The sequence below is a fragment of the Mycobacterium sp. ML4 genome, from assembly GCF_054515735.1.
The window spans coordinates 72759-96031 of the sequence record NZ_JBTNSY010000006.1 but is presented as its reverse complement, the minus strand read 5'-3'; the positions used below and the strand labels follow the sequence as shown (position 1 = coordinate 96031).

At 65.5% G+C, this 23273-nt stretch carries 7 protein-coding genes and 1 pseudogene; all 8 read left to right on the top strand.

Features of this window, described 5'->3' with window-relative positions; genetic code table 11:
- The first annotated feature begins 15 nt into the window (after positions 1-15).
- The 8 genes and pseudogenes from ACX9NE_RS08210 to ACX9NE_RS08175 all read left to right on the top strand — a co-directional run bounded on the left by ACX9NE_RS08210 (position 16) and on the right by ACX9NE_RS08175 (position 23262).
- Positions 16-2046, top strand: coding sequence for a prolyl oligopeptidase family serine peptidase (locus ACX9NE_RS08210; RefSeq protein WP_459361192.1), 2031 nt, complete (start codon positions 16-18; stop codon positions 2044-2046).
- A gap of 22 nt (positions 2047-2068) precedes the next feature.
- Positions 2069-2731, top strand: coding sequence for a DedA family protein (locus ACX9NE_RS08205; RefSeq protein WP_459361191.1), 663 nt, complete (start codon positions 2069-2071; stop codon positions 2729-2731).
- A 791-nt stretch (positions 2732-3522) separates the two neighbouring features.
- The gene (locus ACX9NE_RS08200) at positions 3523-5250 is read left to right on the top strand and encodes an AMP-binding protein (RefSeq protein WP_459361190.1); all 1728 of its coding nucleotides are present in this window, start codon (positions 3523-3525) and stop codon (positions 5248-5250) included.
- A pseudogene (locus tag ACX9NE_RS08195) lies at positions 5247-8541 on the top strand (type I polyketide synthase); the annotation flags it as partial. The gene ACX9NE_RS08200 and the pseudogene ACX9NE_RS08195, both read left to right, overlap by 4 nt.
- The gene (locus tag ACX9NE_RS08190; protein WP_459377718.1) at positions 8520-11984 is read left to right on the top strand and encodes a KR domain-containing protein; all 3465 of its coding nucleotides are present in this window, start codon (positions 8520-8522) and stop codon (positions 11982-11984) included. The pseudogene ACX9NE_RS08195 and the gene ACX9NE_RS08190, both read left to right, overlap by 22 nt.
- The gene (locus ACX9NE_RS08185; protein ID WP_459361188.1) at positions 11974-17316 is read left to right on the top strand and encodes an amino acid adenylation domain-containing protein; all 5343 of its coding nucleotides are present in this window, start codon (positions 11974-11976) and stop codon (positions 17314-17316) included. The genes ACX9NE_RS08190 and ACX9NE_RS08185 overlap by 11 nt, the downstream gene beginning before the upstream one ends.
- A gap of 67 nt (positions 17317-17383) precedes the next feature.
- A complete protein-coding gene (locus tag ACX9NE_RS08180) occupies positions 17384-18625 on the top strand; it encodes a glycosyltransferase (RefSeq protein ID WP_459361187.1) in 1242 nt (413 codons plus the stop codon).
- Positions 18625-23262, top strand: a complete 4638-nt coding sequence (locus ACX9NE_RS08175; RefSeq protein ID WP_459361186.1) for an AMP-binding protein — start codon at positions 18625-18627, stop codon at positions 23260-23262. Before ACX9NE_RS08180 ends, ACX9NE_RS08175 begins: the two co-directional genes overlap by 1 nt.
- The last annotated feature ends 11 nt before the right edge of the window (positions 23263-23273 follow it).

Genomic DNA, 23273 nt, shown 5'->3' with positions numbered 1-23273 from the left:
ACCGCTGCGACCAGAATGGCTTCCATGTCATCCGAGGCTGCCGAAGACCCCTACCTCTGGCTGGAAGACGTCACCGGCGACGAGGCGCTGGACTGGGTGCGCGCCCGCAACGAGCCGACCAGGGCCGAGTTCTGCGACGCGCAGTTCGAGACGATGCGCGCCGAGGCGCTGGAGATTCTCGACACCGACGCCCGGATACCGTACGTGCGCAGGCGCGGCGAACATCTCTACGACTTCTGGCGGGACGCCGCCAACCCGCGCGGCCTGTGGCGGCGCACCACGCTGGAGAGCTACCGCACCGATACGCCCGAATGGGATGTGCTGATCGACGTCGATGCATTGGGTCGCGCCGACGGCACGAACTGGGTGTGGGCCGGCGCCGACGTCATCGAACCCGAGCTCACCCGTGCGCTGATCAGTCTGTCTCCGGGCGGCTCGGACGCGGTGGTCGTGCGTGAATTCGACTTGCAGACCAGGCAATTCGTTGCCGAGGGGTTCGAGTTACCGGAGGCGAAGTCACAGATCGGCTGGGACGACCCGGACACCGTTTTGGTGGGTACCGACTTCGGCCCCGACTCGATGACCGAATCGGGATATCCGCGAATCGTCAAGCGTTGGCGACGCGGCACGCCGCTGGACCGGGCCGAGACGGTCTTCGAAGGCGAGCCCACCGACGTCAGCGCCGGCGGTTCGAAGGACCGCACCCCCGGCTACGAACGCACGTTCATCGGGCGTTCGCTGGACTTCTGGAACCGGCAACGCTATGAACTGCGTGGCACAAATCTGGTCCCCATCGAGGTGCCCACCGACGCCAGCAGCATGTCGGTGCACCGCGAATGGCTGCTGATCGAACTGCGCAGCGACTGGACGATCGGCGAGACGACGTACCGCGCAGGTTCGTTGCTCGCCGCCGATTACGACGACTTCCTCAGCGGTACAAGGGAATTGACGGCGGTGTTCGAGCCGGACGAACACACCTGCCTCTATCACTACGCGTGGACGAAAGACCGGTTGCTGATCGTCTCGCTGGCCGACGTCGCCAGCCGGGTGGAGATCGTCACACCGGGCAGCTGGCAGCGCGAACCGGTGCCGGGCGTGCCGGAGTCGGCGAACACGGTGGTCGTGGCCGCAGACGACACCGGCGACGAGTTCTTCCTGGACTCCAGCGGATTCACCGCGCCCTCCAGGCTGCTGCGCGGCACCGGCTCTGGCGAACTGGAGCCGATCAAGTCCGCGCCGTCGTTCTTCGATGCCGAAAACATCTCGGTGTCACAACATTTCGTTGCCTCTGAAGACGGAACGTCGATCCCCTACTTCGTGGTCCGACCGGCGGGCAGTGCCGGACCCGCCCCCACCCTGCTCTACGGCTACGGGGGGTTCGAGACGTCCAACACGCCGGGTTACAGCGGCGTGCTCGGCCGGTTGTGGCTGGCCCGCGGCGGCACCTACGTGCTGGCGAACATCCGTGGTGGCGGCGAGTACGGACCGGGTTGGCATACCCAGGCGATGCGCGAGGGACGCCACAAGGTGGCCGAAGACTTTGTGGCCGTCGCCGACGACCTGGTGCGACGCGGCATCACCACGGTCGGGCAACTCGGCGCCCAGGGCGGCAGCAACGGCGGCCTGCTGATGGGCATCATGTTGACCAAATACCCGGAGAGGTTCGGCGCGCTGGTCTGCAGCGTGCCACTACTGGACATGAAGCGATACCACCTGTTGCTGGCCGGCGCCTCCTGGGTGGCCGAATACGGCGACCCGGACGACCCGGACGATTGGGCGTTCATCTCTGAATACTCGCCTTACCAGAATATTTCGGCGGACCGGAAATATCCGCCGATCCTGATGACCACTTCCACCCGCGACGACCGGGTGCATCCCGGCCACGCCCGCAAGATGACCGCCGCCCTCGAGGCAGCCGGCCACCGCGTCTGGTACTACGAGAACATCGAGGGCGGCCACGGTGGCGCGGCCGACAACGAACAGTTGGCATTCAAGAGCGCGTTGAGCTATTCGTTCCTGTGGCGAACGCTGGGAACCGACACGTAGCTGTGACGCTTACAACGTCTGGGTGCAAGCCGCCTCGGGCACCCTGGAAGACATGTCCGCGCAATTGCCCGGAATCTTCCAGTCGTTCGCCCCTGCCCTGGACCGGTTCGGGTACGCGGCGATCGTGGCCCTGGTGGGACTGGAGGGCATCGGCATACCCCTGCCCGGTCAGGTCGTGTTGATCGCGGGTGGAATCTACGCGAACGCCGGGCATGTGAACCTGCTATTGGTGTTGGCCGCGGGGGTGCTCGCGGCCGTGGGCGGCGACAATGCGGGTTACGCCATCGGTCGTTACGGCGGCCGTGAGCTGGTGCTGCGATTCGGACGGTATGTATTCCTCACCTCGGATCGGTTGGGCAAAACCGAAAGCTTCTTCGCCAGACGCGGCCAGATCGTCGTCTCCGTCGGGCGCTTCGTCGATGGACTGCGCCAGGCCAGCGGGATCACCGCGGGCCTGGCCCGGATGAGTTGGCGCCGCTATCTGGCCTACAACGCGCTGGGCTCCACGGCGTGGGTGGTGATCTGGGTTTTCACGGGATATCTAGCCGGCGATCACATGGCGGCTGTCTACATCGGTCTTAAACACTACGGGGGGTATGTATTGGCGACCTGCGCTGCGGTCGGGTTCGCGGTACTGGCCGGGTTGGTGATGCGACGCCGCCAGCAAGCCGCCACCGAATGCTGAGCGCCGAACCCTTTCGCGATCCTTTTCGGTTGCGTGCCGACCGCCCGCGACGTCCCCATTGACGCTCATTCTTGCCCATTCCAGTACAAGGTCTCGCGAGAACCGCTACATTGTCAGTGACACGCTGTGCGACCACTCACATCCGGTCGCGCGAAGCAACCATCAGGCATTTCTCAATCGTCACAAGAACTTCAAAATGTGGCCGGGCCCGTGAACCAGTCCGGAATGGTTCCACAAGGTGCGAAGAATATCTCCCACCGCATTGTCAGGCCCCACACCGCGCCATCTGCCGCTCGCCGACAAACACAATTATTCCCACCGTAATCCTTGCCCTGGATGATGTGCGAAGTGTCCGGGCTACCCCGGCGGGCATTTCTCGGGCGATCGCGCATTCGCCGTCCTGATCGCATCGAGTTGTCCAACGGCCCATCAGAATCACGGAAACCCGGTCGCGCGTCTAGCGCCACGCGGGGCACACGTCGGCGTCAGCAGGAGCAGCGGCCCCAGCCATTGACCGCGAATAGGGAATATCCGCATCCTGAACGGGCTGGGCAAATTGGGATGACGAAACCATAGACACGCCCGCCCTCGGTTTCCCCCAGCTGCCTACTGACTCTGCACCACGCTAAAGGTCGGAGCGCCGACGCTCACACTCAACCACGACGCAACCTATCTTCGCGTTCAGCAGAAGTTAAAAGAAGTTTCCCTCGCGTACTTCGTCGCGACACGATACCTTAAGCCCGGGGTGGCGACGTTTCCAATTGGGGGCAGACGAAAGTGACGGTTACTCGATGCCCGATGACGTCTCCCTGACAGGCCTGCTCAAGCAGCTTGCCGACCGGCATCCCGACCGACTCGCCTACACATTCATCGACTACGAAGCCGACCCCACCGGCATTTCCGAGAGCCTCACCTGGGGACAGGTTTATCAGCGCGCACAGGTCGTTGCGCAAGAGCTACTGATGTGCGGCGCCAGTGGCGATCGTGCAGCCATTCTCGCGCCACAAGGACTTGAGTACATCGTGGCTTTTCTGGGGGCTCTGCATGCCGGTTTCATCGCAGTTCCGCTCCCGCTCCCGCAGATCGGTGTTCACGAGGAGCGGGTTTACTCGGCGCTGCGCGATTGCGCCGCCTGCGCGATCCTCACCACAACGTCAGCCGCCGCCGAAGCCGCCGGGTACGCGGAGGGCTGCAACGATGGTTCCCCCGTCGCGGTCATCGAAGTAGACGCGCTGGATCTCGAGGCTCCATGCCACGTGGAACCGGCACCGTGCGCACCTTCCCAGCCCGCGTATCTCCAGTACACATCCGGATCGACCCGTCAGCCCACCGGGGTCATGATCTCGCACCGGAACGTCGTTGCCAATTTTCAACAGTGGTCACGCGACTTGGTTCCTGGTCAGACCGAAATGACGATGGTGTCGTGGCTGCCGTTCTACCACGACCTGGGTTTGATGATGGGCATCTGCCAACCGGTGCTGGCAGGGGTGAGCGCTGTGCTGATGAGTCCGGTGTCGTTCGTGCAACGGCCCGCTCGGTGGATCCAGCAGCTGGCGACCCATAAGCACGCCTTCACATCGGGGCCGAACTTCGCTTTCGAATTAGCGGCGCGCAAAGTCACCGAAGAGGACATGGCGGGACTCGATCTTGGCGACGTCGTGGTCTTCTGCAGCGGCGGCGAACGAGTACAGCCGGCAACCCTCGACCGCTTCATGCGGCGGTTCGCACCGTTCAATCTCCCCGCTCGGGTGATCCGGCCGACATACGGGCTCGCCGAGACCGTGGTGTATGTGTCGACCCGCACTCCGCCTCAGACGCCGGAGATAGTCCATTTCGACTCCTCGGAATTGTCCGCCGGCGCTGCGAAGCGGTGTGCCGACGGCGGTACCGCTCTGGTCAGTTACGGGGCTCGGGAAACACCGATGGTGCGGATAGTCGACCCGGACACCCGCAGCGAGTGCCCCGCGGGCAAGACCGGGGAGATATGGGTGCGGGGCGAGAACGTGGCCATGGGTTACTGGCGAAACTCAGAGCTGACCGAGCACACCTTTCGAGCATGCCTGGTCCATCCATCGAACGGCACACCAGTGGGCCCGTGGCTGAGAACCGGCGATCTCGGGGTCATGTCTGAGGGCGAGCTGTTCATCATCGGCCGCATCAAGGACCTGCTGATCGTGGATGGGTCCAACCATTATCCGGACGACATCGAGGCAACCATTCAGCAGATAACCAGGGGCCGGGCCGCGGCGGTATCCGTTCCCGCGTCCGGAACGGAGCAGCTCGTCGCCATCGCCGAGGTCAAGACCACCAGCAGGTCCGGCGACCAGGGGGACGTGCTCCGTTCCATGAAATATGAAGTCACGTCTGCGATCTCGACAGTGCACGGGCTACGCATCGCGGATCTTGTCTTCGTGGAACTCGGCTCTCTTCCGACCACGACCAGCGGCAAGGTTCGACGGTCCGCCTGCGCCGATCGGTATCGGCGGGGCGAATTCGAACGTGTCGAGGTCATGCAGTGACGGCGAACACGCCTGACATTGCTTACCTGCGCACATGGTTGAATGACTACCTCGTTACCAACATCGGCTGCGACCCCGACGAGATCGATCCCGACCGGTCGCTGAAAGACCTCGGGCTGGGCTCCCGGGATGCCATCGCCATGTCAGGCGAACTGGCCAAGCTGCTGGACCGGCCGGTCTCGCCGGTGGACTGCTGGCAGCATCCGACCATCAACGCCCTCGCGGAATTTCTCAGCGCGACGCAACCGGAATCTGATGCAGGCGGTACGCATTCGGCCGGGCGTTCGGTCGATGAACCGATCGCGGTAGTGGGTCTGGGCTGCCGGTTCCCCGGCGGTATATCAGGACCCGACGCATTGTGGCGATTCCTCTTGGAGGGTCGCTGCGCGGTCGGGGAAGTTCCCGCCGACCGGTGGCGGCCGTACGACGACGGTTCGCCGGCAGTGGCGCAAACTCTGGCTCGGACAACTCCCTGGGGCTCTTTCCTGGGCGAGATCGACGAATTCGACGCCGAATTCTTCGAGATCTCGGCGCGCGAAGCCGCCAAGATTGACCCCCAGCAGCGGATGCTGCTGGAAGTGGCCTGGGAAGCCTTGGAAGACGCGGGGATTCCCGCGTTTTCTTTGCGCCGCTCGCAGACGGGAGTGTTCGCGGGGGCCTGCGTGAGCGACTATGGGCACCTGGCGTCGGCCGATCTACTCGCGGTCGATGCCTGGAGCAACACTGGCGGCGCGCTGAGCATCATCGCCAACCGACTCTCCTACTTCCTCGATTTGCGTGGCCCCTCGGTGGCGGTGGATACGGCCTGCTCGTCCTCGCTGGTGGCGATTCATCTAGCCTGTCAGAGCCTGCGGATGGGCGACTCGGACCTGGCCATCGCCGCCGGAGTCAACCTGTTGCTGTCCCCCGCGGTATTCCACGGATTCGATGAAGCCGGCGTCTTGTCGCCAACCGGGCTCTGCCATGCGTTCGACGCGGCCGCGGACGGGTTCGTGCGCGGCGAAGGCTGCGGGGTGGTGGTGCTCAAACGGCTCAGTGATGCACTGCGGGCCGGAGACAGGGTGCTGGCGGTGGTGCGCGGTTCGGCGGTCAATCAAGATGGCCGTTCCAACGGACTCATGGCACCGAATCCCGCGGCGCAGATGGCGGTTCTGCGGTCGGCCTATGCGAACGCCGATGTGCACCCACACGAAGTGGACTACGTGGAGGCGCACGGCACCGGCACGCTGTTGGGCGATCCTATCGAGGCTCGTGCGCTCGGCCAGGTGTTGGGCCGCGGACGTGAGGCGGACTCGCCGTTGCTGATCGGGGCGGTCAAAACAAACCTGGGCCATTTGGAGGCGGCGGCGGGGATCGCGGGTTTCATCAAGACGGTGCTCGCTTTGCACCGGGGTCAAATTCCGGCGACACTGCACTTCGAGAAGCCCAATCCGCACATCGCCTTTGACAAGCTGCGGTTGAAAGTTGTTCAGGATCAAAGGGAGTGGCCACAACTCGGGCGTAAACGACGCGCAGGAGTGTCATCGTTCGGATTCGGTGGAACGAATGCGCACGTGGTGTTGGAGCAAGCGCCCGATCGGATTGCTGCCGCGCGCGAGCCTGATCCGTCGGTGTCGACGCTGGTGATCTCTGGCAGAACCACAGAGCGGATAGCTTCGACGGCAAAGGTTCTGGCGGAGTGGATGGCCGGTCCGGGGGCGGCGGTGAGACTGCCGGAGGTGGCCCACACACTTGCCCATCACCGGGCGCGTCACCAGCACTTTGCCACGGTGTGTGCGCGCGACCACGCGCAGGCGCTGGCCGGGCTACGGGCATTGGCGGACGGCAGGCCGGCACCGGGCACCACTGGCCCGCATCAGGGTACGTGCGGGGCGGGCACCGTGTTCGTGTACTCGGGCCAAGGCTCGCAGTGGTTGGGGATGGGCCGCCGGCTGCTTGCCGATGAGCCGGCGTTCGCGGCAGCGGTAGCCGAGTTGGAGCCGGTATTCGTTGAGCAGGTTGGATTTTCGCTGCACCGGGTGCTCGCTGGGGCGGAGCCGGTGACCGGTGACGCGACAACACAGCCGGTGATCATGGGTCTGCAGCTGGCGTTGACGCAACTGTGGCGTTCCTACGGAGTGAATCCGGATGCGGTGATCGGTCAATCGATGGGGGAAGTGTCTGCCGCGGTGGTCGCGGGGGCGTTGACCCCTGCTCAAGGTCTTCGGGTAATTGCGATCCGGTCGCGGATGATGGCTCGGCTGGCCGGCCAGGGTGCGGTAGCTCTGGTAGAGCTCGACGCCGAGGCCACGGCCAGATTGCTCGGTGGCTATCCGGACGTCAGTGTGGCGGGTTTCTACTCGCCGCGGCAGACGGTGATCGCGGGACCACCCACCGCGGTGGCTGCGGCGATGAACGCGGTGCGGGAGCGGAATCGGTTTGCCTGGCGGGTCAACATGCAGGTGGCCTCGCACACCGCGCTGATGGATCCCATCTTGCCCGAGTTACATTCGGCCCTTTCGGATTTGAGGCCGATGACGCCCGCCGTTCGGATGATCTCCACCGTCAGCGGCACTGACGCACCGCCGTTGGACGCCGACTACTGGGTGGCCAATGTCCGCAACCCGGTGCGGCTGAGCCAAGCCATCGGCACCGCCGCACAGAACCACGCCATCTTCATCGAAGTCAGCCCACACCCGATCCTGACGCACGCCATCACCGAAACCCTGGGACCCGCCATCCACCATCACAGCATCGGGACACTGACGCGTGACGGTGACGACACAGTCAGCTTCCATACCAACCTCAACGCCGCCCGCACCACTCGCCCACCACATCTTCCGCACCCGCCCGAGCCGCATCCGCGTTTGCCCACCACCCCTTGGCAGCATCATCGGCACTGGTTTTCCCCTGTGTCGTCGTCTTCGGTTGTCACCCCAGCGGTCGGCCATCCGTTGTTGGGCCCCGGAGTCACCGATCCCACCAACGGGATTCGAGTATGGGAGCGGAGGCTGAGCCGTGATTCCCTGTGGCTGAGCGACCACCTTGTCGACGGTGTGTGTGTACTGCCCGGGGCGGCCTATCTGGAGATGGCTCTGGCGGCGGTGACCGAGGCGCTCGGCACCGATGCAGACATGCCCTGGGGCGTCGCCGAATTGCGCCTGCACCAGATGATGCCGATAGGTGAAGGCACGGCCGTCGTCACGACACTGAGCGGCACGACATCGCGGCCACGCGTGGAAGTCCGTTCCGGTAGCGCAGATTCAGGTTGGACGGTGCACGCCGGCGCGGTGCTCGAGCGGGCCAAGCGACCGGTCTATGAACCCATCGAGGTCGATGAGTCGTCGGTGACGGAGGTGGATGTCGACGGTCTCTATCAGCGATTGCGCACGGCCGGCCAGCAACACGGCGATGCATTTCGCGGCGTTCTCGGGCTCCGGGTTTTTGGTTGCGGCGCGGCTCGGGCGGATGTGCGGGTTCCGGTGGCCGCTGAACAGAACGCGCAACGATTCATCGCACACCCGGTGATGGTCGACGTTGCTCTCCAAACTCTTGGCGCGACCATAATCGCGACCGACCTCTCGAGTGAGGCCGGCGCACCTGCGATGGTGCTTCCGGTGCGTTTGTCCGGCGTGCACGTCTACGGAGACGTGACTGAGGGAGTTTCGGCGCTCAGTGTGTTGAAACCGACCTCGAGTCCGGATCGTTTCACGGGCCGGGTGGAGCTCACCGGCGACCAGGGGCAGGTATTGCTGTCCATCGACGAGATCGACATGGCCGTTGTTCGGACAACGGCCGACGCCGAGGTGGCCAGTCATGCATTCGCGTTGCAGTGGGAGCCACTGAGTTTGGCCGTGCAGGGTTCGGACGGGCAGGCCAGCGATACCGGTCCAGTCTTGATCATTGGTGAGTACGCTGCTGCCGACGAGTTGCTTCACGCAATATACGACGGGCTCTCGCGCCGGGCATCGCGGTGCCGGCTGGTGTTGGCGAATAGTGAGCCGGAAATCGTCGATGCGTTGTCAGATAAGGCTGTTTCGTGGGACACGGTGGTTGTGGTGCACCCATCGCGTTCGTGCGACGAGGCGTTGTCCGACCGCGAGCAGCTGGAGTTGGCGCAGTCGCGGCCACTGTTCGTCGCCGAGGTTGTCAAGCGGTTGTCCGCGCGCGGTGATACCGGCAGTCCGCGGCTGTGGATTGTCAGCCGTGGTGCTCAACGGGTGGCTGACGGCGAGTCGGTGACCTTGGCACAGACCACTCTTCGCGGTATCGCCCGGGTGCTCATGTTCGAGCACCCGGAGCTCAAGACCACCATCGTCGACATCGACGGGGAGGGCACCGGGTCAGCTGAGGCTTTGATCAGCGAGTTGTGCGCGAACCGCAGCCACGATGAGGTGGCCCTGCGCTGTGGCCGCAGGTATGTGAATCGGCTTGTGCGCGCACCCGTTTCGAGCAAGGGCGGTTTGGCTGCTGAGCCGCGCCGGGTCACGGTGGATCTCGATCGTGGTGGGGCGGTGCGGTTGCAGATCGCTGAGCCCGGGCAATTGGACACGTTGGCGGTCCATGCGGTCAGGCGTGTGCGGCCGGCAGCGGGTCAGGTCGAGGTTCGAGTGGCGGCCGCAGGGCTTGATTCCGGCGACGTCAACACGGCCATGGGTTGGTGCTCAGCGCGGGAGGACGATGCACCGACGCTCGGTCACGAGTGCGCCGGTTATGTGACCGAGCTCGGACCCGGAGTGGATTCGGTACACATCGGGCAGCGAGTCATCGCCTTCGGGCCCGGTTCGCTGGCGTCGCACATCACCACGTCCGCCGACGTGGTGGTGCCGGTGCCCGACGCGTTCACCGACCGGGAAGCGGCGGCGGTAGGGATCGCCTTCATGACGGCCTGGCACGCATTGAGTGATGTGGGGCGGCTTGCCCCCGACGAACGGGTGTTGATTCATTCCGGCGCGAGCGATGTCGGTCTGGCGGCGGTGTCGATCGCCAAGGCGATCGGCGCGCGCATCTCTGCGACGGCCCGCTCGAGGGCACAGCGAGAGATGTTGGCGCAGTTAGGACTCGAGTTCGTCGGGGATCCGTGCGATGCGGAGCTCGCCGCGAAGATTCGTGCCGGCACCGAGCGTCAGGGTGTGGATGTCATCCTCAATTCGCTGGGTGCCGAATCGATTGACGGTGGCATCGAGATGTTGGCACCCGGTGGGCGCTTTGTGGAGCTGGGTGGACGCGGCGTCTACGCCGGTGCACAACTGAGCCTCGGAGCGCTGGCCAAGGGCGTGTCTTTCGCGGTAGTTGACCTGGATCTGCAGCTGCGCCTGCACGCGCGCCGCTATCGTGCGCTGCTGCGGGAGATTCTGCAACGGCTGGAGCTCGGCGAGCTGCAGATGTTCCCCATTACCGAGTTCGGTCTCGACCGCGCCGTCGATGCCTTCGAGACGATGGCATCGGACACCCACATCGGCAAGATCGTCATCTCCGTGCCGGCCGCCGGCACTGCGCCGGCACTGGCCGCGCCGCCGGCCCGTCCGCTCGTCCGCGCCGACGGTGGCTACATCGTGGTGGGCGGCATGGGTGGCCTGGGGTTCCTGGTGGCGCGCTGGCTGGTGGCGCAGGGCGCCGGTCTGGTTGTGCTCAACGGGCGTTCGGCACCCGACTCCGAGGTTTCAGCCGCAATCGCAGAGATGAACGCCGATGCCGGCCGCATCCGCGTCGTGACGGGTGACATCGCCGAACCTGACACCGCGGTGCGGTTGGTGGCCTGCGTGGAGAACGCGGGGCTGCGGCCGGCCGGCGTGGTGCACGCCGCCATGGCGCTGGCCGACGAGCTCGTATCGAACATCTCGGCCTCGGCGGCCGCACTCGTGTTCGCTCCGAAGGTGGCCGGGCACTGGTGGCTGCACAAAGCCACCGAGCATCTCGATCTGGACTGGTGGCTCAGCTTTTCCTCGGCTGCGTCGCTCTTGGGCTCACCCGGGCAGGCCGCGTACGCGGCGGCCAACTCGTGGGTTGACGGCCTCGTGGCGTTCCGGCGCGCTCTCGGTCTGCCCGCTGTCGGGATCAACTGGGGGCCGTGGGCCGACGTGGGGCAGGCACAGTTCTTCGCCGATCGCGGGTTTTCGATGATCACCCCGCGTCTCGGATTGGCCGCCATGGAGTTACTGCTGGCCACCGACCGAGGCAACACCGGCATATTCGGTTTCGACGCGCGTCAATGGTTTCATTCCTTCCCCGCCGCGGCGGAGTCTTCGCTGTTCGCCGGACTGGCCGAGGTGAGCGCTCGGGAAGCCGACCTGGCCGACGCCATCCGCGGCGCGGATCGGCCAGAGCGCCGGCGGCTGCTCGAGTCGTATCTGTGCGACCAAGCCGCCGGCCAACTTGGACTCATCCCGTCCCGCCTGGACCCCCAGTCCACCCTCGACCGCCTCGGGCTCGACTCCCTCACGGCGATGGCAGTGCGCAACCGGATTCAGCACGACCTGGGCGTCGTTGTTCCGGCCGTCCGGCTGCTGGATGGAGGAAGCATCGCCGGCCTCGCCGATTGGCTCGCCGAACAGCTTTCCCACCCTGGCCCCCCGCAGCCCGACTCGGCGGCAGACACCGGCGGTACGGACCCCGGCGTTGCGCCGGAGCCCAACGATGGCGCCGGTTCGCCGTGGATCGACTTGCTGAACCAGGTGCCGGAGGTCTCAGACGACGACGTCGACGAACTACTTCGCCAGGTCATAGCCGCCAAGGGAGCCACAGATGAGGGATAGAGCCATTGACATCACAGGTCTGTCAGCCGAGGAGAAGCGCGCGCTGTTGTCGCGCCTGCTCATGGAGAAGGCGGCGGCTTCGGCGTCCGCGCATCCCTTGTCATACGGGCAGCAGGCGCTGTGGTTCATCCATCAGCTTGCGCCTGACAACCCGGCCTACACCATTTCCTACGCCGGCCGGATCCGCGGCGACCTCGATATCGCAGCCCTGGAACGCGCCGCGCAAGCGCTGGTCGAACGGAATGCCATCCTGCGGACCACCTTCGCCATGCGCGACGGCCAGCCCGTTCAACTCGTCCACCCGCAGTGGCCGGTGCGCATCGCGCGCCAGGACGTGGATCCAGAGCAGGTTGACCAGTGGATACGGCAGGAATCCTGTCGTACGTTCGACCTGCAGACCGGGCCTGTCATCCGGCTGACGCTGCTTCGCGTGTCTCCCGAAGAGCACATCCTCGTCTTGGCCGTGCACCACATCGCCGCCGACTTCTGGTCGATCGACCTGATCCTGGACGAGCTGTGCAAACTGTACGGCGCAGAGCACGGCGCGGCCGCGCCTCCGCTTTGCCCCGAGCAATACGTCAATTACGCGCAGCGGCAGCAGCGACTGTTGGCGGGCTCAGAGGGCGATCGCCTCTGGAGTTACTGGCGCAGTCAGCTGGACGGTGAGCTGCCCAAACTCGGCCTGTACACCGACCGGCCGCGACCTGCGACTCCCACGCACCGCAGCGGCTTGGCGCGGTTCGGCATCGACGGTCACCGGGCGTCCGGTCTGCGGGACGTGGCACGCAGCGCCGGTGCGACACCCTACATGACATTTTTCGCCGCCTACGCCGCGTTGCTGCACCGTTACACCGGCCAGGACGACCTCCTCATCGCATCACCTTTCGCGTGCCGCGAAGGGGTGGAAATGGAGGGCCTGGTCGGCTATGTCGCAAACCCGGTGGTGCTGCGCGCCGACTTGACCTGTGACCCGGCCTTCTTGTCTCTGGTGGGACGCGTCAAGCAGACAGTCCTCGGCGCGCTCGCGCACCAGGACTATCCGTTCGCTTTGCTCGTCGAGCGGCTCCGCCCGTCGCGCGAGCTCAACTACACACCGATCGTCCAGGTCTCGTTCGCGTGGGAACAGCCCCGTCGGTTCCAGGAGCACGCCGACGGCGACCCACGCCGGAAAGGGCTTGCACTGGAGACCGTTCACGTCGGGCAGGGCGGTGCTGCCTTCGACTTGATGATCCAGGTAGCTGACGCCGACGGGGAGTTCACGTGCGACCTGTATTACAACGCCGACCTGTTCGACGACGCGACGATCGAGCGAATGGTGGGGCATTTCAGGACGCTGGTGGACGGGATCATCAGCGATCCCGCCAGCCGCTTGTCGCAGCTGCCGCTCCGCACCGAGACGGAGTGCCGCCAGCAGGCCGCCTGGAACGACACCCGGGTGAGCTACGACGCCCCGGACTGCTTGCACGACATGGTGGCCGAAATCGCGCGGCGCACTCCGCATCAGGTCGCCGTATCGTTCGGTGACCACGAAACGACGTACGCGGAGCTCGACCGCCGGGCGAATGCGCTCGCGCATCAGCTGCAGGGCCTGGGGGTGGGTCCCGACACTATCGTGCCGGTGCTCATGGACCGCTCGGCAGAATTGGTCGTGGCCCTGTTGGGCGTGCTGAAGGCCGGCGGCGCCTTCATGCCACTGGATCCGGCGCATCCCACCAACCGCGTCGCAGCAATGTTGGCAAACGTGCGCGAAGCGCCCGTCTGCCTGATACACCTGCGATACCTGGACACCGTGGAGTGCTTCACCGGTCAACGCCTCGCCGTCGACTCGTTGTCCATGCCGCCGACAGCAGACACCGTGACCGTCGACGCGGGTACCACCTCGACCCACCTTGCCTATGTGGTGCATACCTCCGGCTCTACCGGCACGCCCAAAGGTGTGCTCAACACGCACGGGGGTATTCGCAACCGGCTGTTGTGGATGCAGGCGCAGTACCAACTCACGCCGGATGACCGGGTGCTGCACAAGACTCCGGCGAGTTTCGACCCCTCGATATGGGAGATCTTCTGGCCCCTCATCGTCGGCGCCCGGCTCGTCATTGCCGAACCGGAAATTCACAAGGATGCCGTCGGACTGATCCGCACCATCGTTGATCAAGAAGTCACCACTGTGCATTTCGTACCCTCGATGTTGCGCTCCTTCCTCGGCGGGCCCGGTGTCACCGACTGTGCCCGGCTGCGCCGCGTCTTCTGCAGCGGCGAAGTCCTGCCCTATGACCTGCAGGAGCAATTCCTGGCAACGCTGAGCGCCGAGCTGTACAACCTGTACGGTCCGACTGAGGCAGCGATCGACGTCACGCACTTTCACTGCGAGCGCGGCGAGTCTCGCTCACCGGTGCCGATCGGGCGACCGATTGCCAACATCGGCATTTACATCCTCGACACTCATGGGCAACCGGTGCCGGTCGGCGTGCCCGGCGAGTTGTGCATCGGCGGGGTCGGGGTGGCGCGCGGTTATCTGAATCAGCCGGCGGCAACGGCGGCCAGCTTCCTGCCCGACCCGTTCGCCGGGGATGCCGACCAGCTCATGTACCGGACGGGTGACATGGCGCGGTACTTGCCCGACGGCAATATCGAGTACTTGGGGCGCCTTGATGATCAGGTGAAAATCCGCGGTGTGCGGATCGAGCCGGCGGAGGTTGAGGCCGCAATCCAGAAGCATCCCGCGGTCCGGGAGAACGCGGTCGTGGCCAACGAAGACCCGCACGGCACCAAGCGGTTGGTCGCCCATATCGTGATGGAGCAGGATGCGGCGGCGGGTGTGGCCGAGCTGCGCCGGTTTCTCCTCGAGGAGCTTCCCGCGGCCATGGTGCCGGCCGTGTTTTCGGTCGTCGAGTCGCTGCCGCATACATCGAGCGGAAAAATCGATCGCCGGGCGCTGAAGGCGGCGGGCGAGGCGGCACCGGTGACCGGGCCGGAGTTCGCCGCACCGCGGACACCCGCCGAAAAGATTCTCGCGCAAATCTGGCGTGAGGTGCTCGATCTGGAAACGGTTGGCGTGCACGACGACTTCTTCGCTCTGGGCGGCTCCTCGAGCCACAGCCTGGAGGTGACGGCGAAGGCGAACGCAGCGAACCTACCGCTGCAACCGGAATCGGTGTTCGCGTTCGGCACCATCGCCGAGCTGGCCGCCGAGTACGGCTCCGCGACGCAGGACCTGCCGGGCGTCGCAGAGCCTGCGGCACACGGGAACGCCGGCCCGGTAAACGACCCGGGCCGCACTGCCCAATCGGCCGATGCGGCGCCGGTCCGCGCGACCGGCACGCCACGACGAAACACCGTGATCGAAAGCATCGGCGTGTACTTACCGGGGAAAGTGCTCTCGACCGACGAGGTCCTGGCAGGGTGCGTCAACGAGATCGGCATTCCGTTGGAACGCCTGACCGGCATCAAGAGCAGAAGGGTCGTCGAGCCCGGCGAATTCTCGATCGATCTGGCCCGCAAAGCGGTGCAGGATTGTTTGGCCCGGTCGAGCTATGCGCCCGGTCAGATCGATCTGGTCATCTGCTGCAACATCTCCCGCTATGACGGACCCGGGCACAAGATCATGTTCGAGCCGAGCACCGCGGCGCGGTTGCGTGACCAATGCGATCTCGCCAATGCGACCGCCTTTGATGTGTCCAACGCCTGCGCCGGCATGTTCACCGGCGTTGCCATCGCCGACGCATTCCTGCAGGCCGGACTCGTAGAGTCCGCAATGGTCGTCAGCGGCGAGTACACCAGCCACGTCACGCAGACCGCTCAACGGGAAATCGAGGGGCCCATGGACCCCCGACTCGCTTGCCTGACGGTCGGTGATGCCGGCGCGGCGGTGATCCTCGAGCGCGGTCCCAACGACCGCGCCGGCTTCCACGACATCGATATGGCCACCCTCAGCCGGTACAGCACACTGTGCATGGCCAAGGCAACCAGCGGCGCTCACGGCGGTGCCATCATGACCGTCGATTCGGTCAACCTGACCGCAACGGTGGTCAAGCGATTGGTGCCATACGCCGCCGCCGTGATGTCCCGTCACGGGTGGCACGCCGAGCACTGCGAGCACTTCGTCATACACCAAACGTCAAAGACGTCGCTCAACGACGCGATGGTTGCGATGAACCAAGTGTTCGGGCCGGCTGCCGCCAATCCGCACAACGTCGTGAACAACCTGGCGGAACGAGGAAATACGGCAAGCACAACGCATTTCGTCGCCCTGAGCGACCAAATCCGGGCTGACCGGATCAAACCCGGAGACAAGGTGGTCTTCGGCATCAGCGGCACCGGACAGACCATCGGTGCGGCTCTCTACACTTTCGACGATCTGCCGGCGCGAATGCGCAGGACGCTCAACGGCCGAACGGACCGCAGCCTGTCGGCCCGCCGACGACGCCCGCAGCCACCGGCAACCTCTCGGGTGAAGATCCAATCCGTTGCGATCACCCCCGGTGAGCAGGCCGAACCTCGGAGTGCTATCGACCTCGCCGGGCGGGCAGCCAGGTCATGTCTGAGCTCCAGCGGACTCGACCCGGCAGAGCTCGGACTGGTCATCTACGCCGGGGTCTACCGGGAAGACTTCTTGGCCGAACCGGCCATCGCCGCCCTGGTCGCGCGAGAGCTGGGTGCCAACGAAGACATTGACAATCCCCACGGCCCCAAGACTTTTGCGTTCGATGTGCTCAACGGCCCCGTCGGTTTCCTCAACGCATGCCAGGTAGGCGTGCAGATGCTCGGCGCCGGAAAAGCCGAGCATGCAATGGTCGTCGCCGCCGAAATCGAAAACAACCGGGTCCACCGTGAGCGGCCGTTGTACGGCATCGGCGAGACAGGATCGGCGGTCATTTTGACCAATTCCGAGGATAATTCTGGTTTCGGCCGGTTTGTCTTCCACCATCACGCCGAGTACGGGGCCACACTGGAAACGTACCTGCAGCAGGCAAATGGTGTGAGCTGGTTGCAGATCGACCGTGATCCGAACCTGACAGCCTACTACCTGGATTGCATCCCAGCGGCCGTCGAGGAACTTCTGAAGCTCGACGAGCTTGAGCGCTCGCAGATCGCTGCGGTGTTCCCTCCCCATCTGTCTCCCCCGGAGCGCGCCGAACTGGCTGCACGCCTTGATATTCCGCTTTCACGATTCGTAGACCACGCGGCAGGGTTCGACCCGTTCTCCTCGTCCTTGCCATATGGACTGGAGTACGCGCGGCGCCATGGGCAGGTGAACCCGGGCGACATCGGATTGATCGTGAGTGTTGGTTCCGGCATCGAGGTCGGTTGCGCCACTTACCGATTCGGATGATGAACGCTGCGGTCTGGGACCCGCCCGGCCACATTCTCAGCTATCTGGCGAAAGGCTGCGATCCGCAATGAAGTTTGCCATTGTTTGCTACGGGACTCGAGGCGATGTCGAGCCCTGCGCCGCAGTCGCGCTGGAGCTGCTGAGGCGGGGGCACGAAGTCCGATTCGCGGCGCCACCCAACTTGCTGTCATTCGTCGAGTCGGCCGGGATTTCGGCGGTTCCCTACGGTCCGGACTCGCGTAAGCAACAGAGCGACGAGTTCGCCAGAGACTTCTGGCGAATGCTCCGGACACCGAATACGTTCCTGCGCAGGGGCGCTGACTTCATCACCAAGGGTTGGGCCGAGATGAGTTCGACGTTGACATCTCTGGCACGCGGTACCGACCTCATATTGTCGAGTTGGATGTATCCCGGGATTGCCGCCAATGTCGGTGATTACCACCAGATCCCGGTGGCGGTGCTCAACTTCGTTCCCCTACAGGTCAACAGCCGTCTTCTCCCGAGACTCCCGGCTGCGGTGAGCCGCAGTGCCGTTTCGGCGGCATGGTGGATGTATTGGCGTATGACGGAACGGGCCGAGGAAGCACAACGCCTCGAGCTGGGTTTGCCGGTATCGCCGCCGTCGCGGCCCAAGCGGCACGGCGATCGGGGGTCGCTGGAGATACAGGCCTACGACGATTTGCTGTTTCCGGGGCTGGCCGCCGAGTGGGCCGGCAAGTGGCCCTTCGTGGGTGCGTTGACCATGGAGTTGCCGACGGATGCGGACGACGAGGTGACTTCATGGATCGCCGCCGGTAAACCACCGATCTACTTCGGATTCGGCAGCAGACCGGTTACGTCGCCCGCGGACGTCATCGCCATGATCAGCACAGCCTGCGCACAGCTCGGCGAGCGGGCGCTGATCTGCACCGCCGAGAATGACTTTCCCCGAACCCCGCGTTCCGACCACGTCAAGGTCGTGCGCTCGGTGAACCATGCAGCCGTCTTCCCGGCCTGCCGTGCCGTCGTGCACCACGGCGGGGCGGGCACCACGGCCGCGAGCCTACGAGCCGGAGTGCCCACACTGATCCTCTGGTTCACTTCCGACCAGCCCATCTTCGCCGGTGCCGTCAAACGACTGAAAGTTGGCTCTGGTCACAGCTTTTCCAGCACAACGCAGAGATCGCTGGTCGCCGACCTGAGCGCGATCCTCACCCCCGAACACACCGCCCGCGCCCGCGAGGTCGCCACCGCGATGAGCAAACCTGTCGACAGCATCACCGCTACCGCCGACATCGTGGAAAACGCGGTTCTGCAAAGGAGTTCATGATGAGCGCACAGACCCCGTTCGCGGAGCCACCGAGTCTGTTGCATGTCGTGCTCCGGAACGCCGAGCGTTACGCCGACAAGATTGCCTTCGACTACTGCCGGTATGCACCGGGCGGGGAGGAACACAGCCAGATCTCCTACCGCGAACTCGACGTCAAAGCTCGCGCGACCGCAGCGGTCCTGCAAGAGCAGGGAGCGGTGGGCGAACGGGTGCTGGTCCTCTGTCCCGCCGGTCTGGATTTCCTCGTCGGCTTTTTCGGGTGCCTCTACGCCGGAGCCGTCGCCGTGCCGGTGCACCCCCCGGTGCGCGACCGGGTAATCGGGCGCGTGTCGTCGATTATCGCGAATGTGCGTGCGCGCTTCGTGCTTACCACCACGGAAGTGCAGGCGAAGGTCAAAAGTGTGGTGGACGGGTTGGCGGAAGGGAGTTCTCTGCAGTGGTATGCGGTGGACGCGGTAAACCCGGAGGCCGCCATTGATTGGACAGCGCCGGACGTCGACGCGAGCGCGACGGCCTTCCTGCAGTACACCTCGGGTTCGACCAACACGCCGAAGGGCGTGATGGTCACCCACCGCAACCTGCTGTGCAACTTGGAAACCATTCGTAGGGCCACGGGTTGGGTCGACTCGTACGTCGCCGTGTCCTGGCTGCCGCCCCATCACGACATGGGCCTCATCAGCATGATTCTCGGTACGATCAGCTTCGGCGGCAGTTGCTTCTTGATGCCGCCCGAAGCCTTCATCGAACGCCCGATGCGGTGGCTGGAAGCGCTTTCCCGCTACGGCGGCACGATCACCGCGGCACCGAACTTCGCCTACGACCTGTGTGTCGAACGCAGCAGCGCGCAAGAACGTGCCGCGCTCGACCTGTCCAAGTGGCTGTTGGCAGTGTGTGCCGCCGAACCCATACGTGCGGCTACCTTGAACCGGTTCGCTGAAGCCTTCGGCCCCAGCGGATTTCAGCCCGAGGCGTTCAAACCGGCGTACGGACTGGCAGAGGCGACCCTGCTCGCGTCCGGTCAAGGCGACTGGATCGTGCCGCTGGTGCGACACCTGAATCCTGAAGCGCTACGCGAGCACCGCGTGGTAGGCGTGGAGCCGGCGCATCCGTCCGCGTTCACGCTCGTGGGCTGCGGTCCCGCACTGTACGGCGTGGAAGTGGCCATCGTCGATCCGGAGACCTTGCGGCCCTGCGGGGACGACGAGGTTGGCGAAATCTGGCTCGCCGGAGGCGCTGTCGCCCAAGGATATTGGGGCGAGCCGAGCACAACGGAACAAACGTTTTCGGCGCACCTCGCCGACTCGGGGCGTGGCCCGTTTCTGCGCACCGGAGACCTGGGGTTCCTCCTTGACGGCGAGCTGTTCGTCACGGGTCGGCTCAAGGATCTCATCATCATCCGGGGCCTCAACTACTACGCCGAAGACATCGAGGCCACGGTGCAGGACAGTCATTCCGCTCTGCTACGCGGCCGCGGAGCGGCGTTCTCGGTGACGCCGCCAGCGGCTGAAACCGAACGCCTCGTAGTCGTGCAGGAGGTGGACCGCGAGCGGATCCGCGGTGCCGACGCCCAGCAGGTCATCACGGCGATCAGAACCGGCATCACCGAGCACCATCGGATACCGGCGCACGCCGTCGTCTTGGTGGAGCCGCTGCGGATCCCGACAACCTCCAGCGGAAAAATCCGGCGGAACGCGTGCCGGCAGCGATTCCTCGACGGTGCGTTCGAGGTATTCGCCCAATGGCACTCGCCCACTGCGCAGCACCCACCACACCATGCCGCGATGCCTGTTCAGACCGCCTCTACAGCCGAGCAGACAGCTCAGAGCGCCGGGCGAAGCGCGGCCGAAATCGCAGCGTGGCTCGTCGTGCATCTGGCTCAGGAGCTGGATCTACCAGCGGCACAGATCGACCCCTCGTTGCCATTCGCGCACTTCGGCCTCGACTCGATACGTGCCATCCGATTGACCTCAGCGATGGGAGTCTGGCTTGGCTGCGAACTGTCGCCAACCCTCACCTTGGAGCATCCGACGATCGAGCTCCTATCCCGATATCTGGCCGAGCACCGGGGTGACGACCTGACCGCCACCGAGGAGGTCGAGACCATCGTCGCCGGCACCGCCGGCCCGGTTGAGCCGGTCGCCGTTATCGGCATCGGTTGCCGGTTCCCCGGTGCTGACGGGCCCTTTGCGTTCTGGGAACTCCTGCGCGACGGGGTTGGCGCTGTCACCGACATTCCGCCGGGCCGCCGCGGTACCGAACCGGCGGATGCCGCCGCCGATCTTCGGGGCGGCTTCCTGCAGCAGGTCGACCTGTTCGACGCCGACTTCTTCGGCTGTTCACCCCAGGAAGCGGCCCGCATGGGCCCGCAGCAACGCCTGCTGCTGGAGGTGGCGTGGGAGGCTTTGGAAGACGCGGGGCAAGTGCCGGACCGCCTCGCCGGGAGTCGCACGGGCGTCTTCATCGGCACCTCCGGGAGCAATTGCGACAACCGCACGGACCGCACTGCCGCGGACCGACTGTCCTGCACCTTCGACTTCCGCGGACCAAGCATGGCGATCGACGCGGGCGGCTCGTCCGCCCTGGTCGCCGTTCACCAGGCATGCCGCAGCCTGCACGACGAAGAGTCCACGCTGGCCCTGGCCGGCGGGGTGAACATCATCGCCTCCCCCCCGATCGCCGGGGCCCGCACGGACGGATGCGTCGCCGGTGAAGGCGCCGCCATCGTCATCCTCAAGCCATTGAGTCGAGCCCTGGCCGACGGTGACCCCATACACGCGGTGATCCGCGGCAGCGCCATCAACCACAGCGGACGTACGAACGGGTTGAGAGCACCCGGTCGCGAGTCACCGGAAGCGATCTTGACCGGGGCCTACCGGCGCGCCGGTCTGTCGCCCGGGATGGTGCAGTACGTCGAGGCAGACGATACGGCGACGGCGCTCGCAGACCCCGTCCGGGCGGCAGTTCTCGGCACGATCCTCGCGCAGGGTCGTGCGCCGCGCAGCCGGTGTCTGATCGGTTCGGCCACGGCCAACATCGGGCATCTGGGGCCGGCTGCCGGCGCGGCAGGGTTGGTCAAAGTCGTGTTGGCGCTGCGCCACCGCGTGATCCCGCCGAACCCACCCGCGGCGCAGGATGAGCACCACCTCTCGCTCGACGGTCTGCCGGTGCGCATCGCACACGAGTCGATCCCATGGCCCGCCGGACGGGCAGTCGCCGGCGTCAGCTCGCTCGGCGTCGACGGCGTCAACGCGCATGTCGTGCTGACGGAGGCTCCGCAGGTTCGGACCCCTGAGCCGGACAATGACACCGAGCCACGCCGCGCAGAGCTACTTCCGCTGTCGGCGCGTTCGCCCGAGGCTCTGGCCGAGTTGGCCGGTCGTTACCGCACCGCTCTCGAGTCCGGGATACCGGCGGACGACCTGTGCTACACCGCCGGCGTGCGCCGCGGACACTACGAATACAGACTGGCCGTGACCGGCCACTCCGGCGCGCAGCTGTGTGAGTCGTTGACCGCGTACCGGGCGGGAGTGCCTCAATACGGATTGTCCGCCGGACATTGTTTCGCCGATCAGCGACCACGCCTGGTGTTCATGTTCTCGGGCCCGGCATCGCAGTGGTTCGGCATGGGCCGGCAGTTATATGACGAAGAGCCGGCATTCCGGGAGGCTCTGGCGACATGCGACGCCGCCGCCCGCCCGCACTTGGCGGCATCCCCGTTGACGCAGCTCCTCGACGGCGGCGCCGGGTCCCAGTCGGGGCTCGACGAGGTAGTCATGGCTGAGGTCGGGCTGTTCGCAGTCCAGGTCGCGCTTTGCGCGCTGTGGCGGTCCTGGGGTGTCACGCCTCACGCCGTAATCGGGCACGGCAGCGGTGAGGTGGCAGCGGCGCACGTTGCGGGAGCCCTCAGCCTTGACGACGCCGCGCGGGTGGTGTGCAGGCGCGCCAGCATGACTCGGCGAGCCAGCGCGGCCGGCAAGAAGGACATGGCTCCCCACGACCTGCACGCGGACGCCTTTGGCCGCGAACTCTCCGGGATCCGGTCCGTCCCGGCCACCGTGCCCATCTACTCGACTCTCAGTGGCGACCGGCTGGCCGAAGGCGCGCTGGATGCCGACTACTGGGTTGACAATCTGCGCGCCCCGGTGCGCTTGTCTGAGTCGATACAGCGCCTGTTGGAAGCCGGGTTCGACACGTTCCTCGACATCAGTCCGACTTCCGTACTACTGGATGCGGTTCGCGAGGCCGCCGAAGGTCGCGGTGCGGACTGCACCCTCCTACCTTCACTGCGGCGCGACGCCCCGGAACGGGCCACCATGCTGGTCGCCCTGGGCACTCTTTATGCACACGGGCAACCGGTTGCCTGGGAGCGGGTGCACCCGAAAATCGGCCGCTACGTGGCCGCGCCCACGTATCCGTGGCAGCGCGATCGTGTCCGGCCGGACGGCGCAGCCGCCATGGACGCCGCGGCCGGCACCGCTGCGCCCCGCGCGCTGAAGGAAGCCGAGGACGGCTCCAGCTCAAGCTGGTTGGACCTGCTCGACCAAGTCGAGAACGTTTCCGACGACGACGTCGATGAATTACTTCGTCAAGTCCTGACCGCCACCGACGGGCAGGAAGACGGGCAGCGCAACGGGTGATCCGGTTCGGC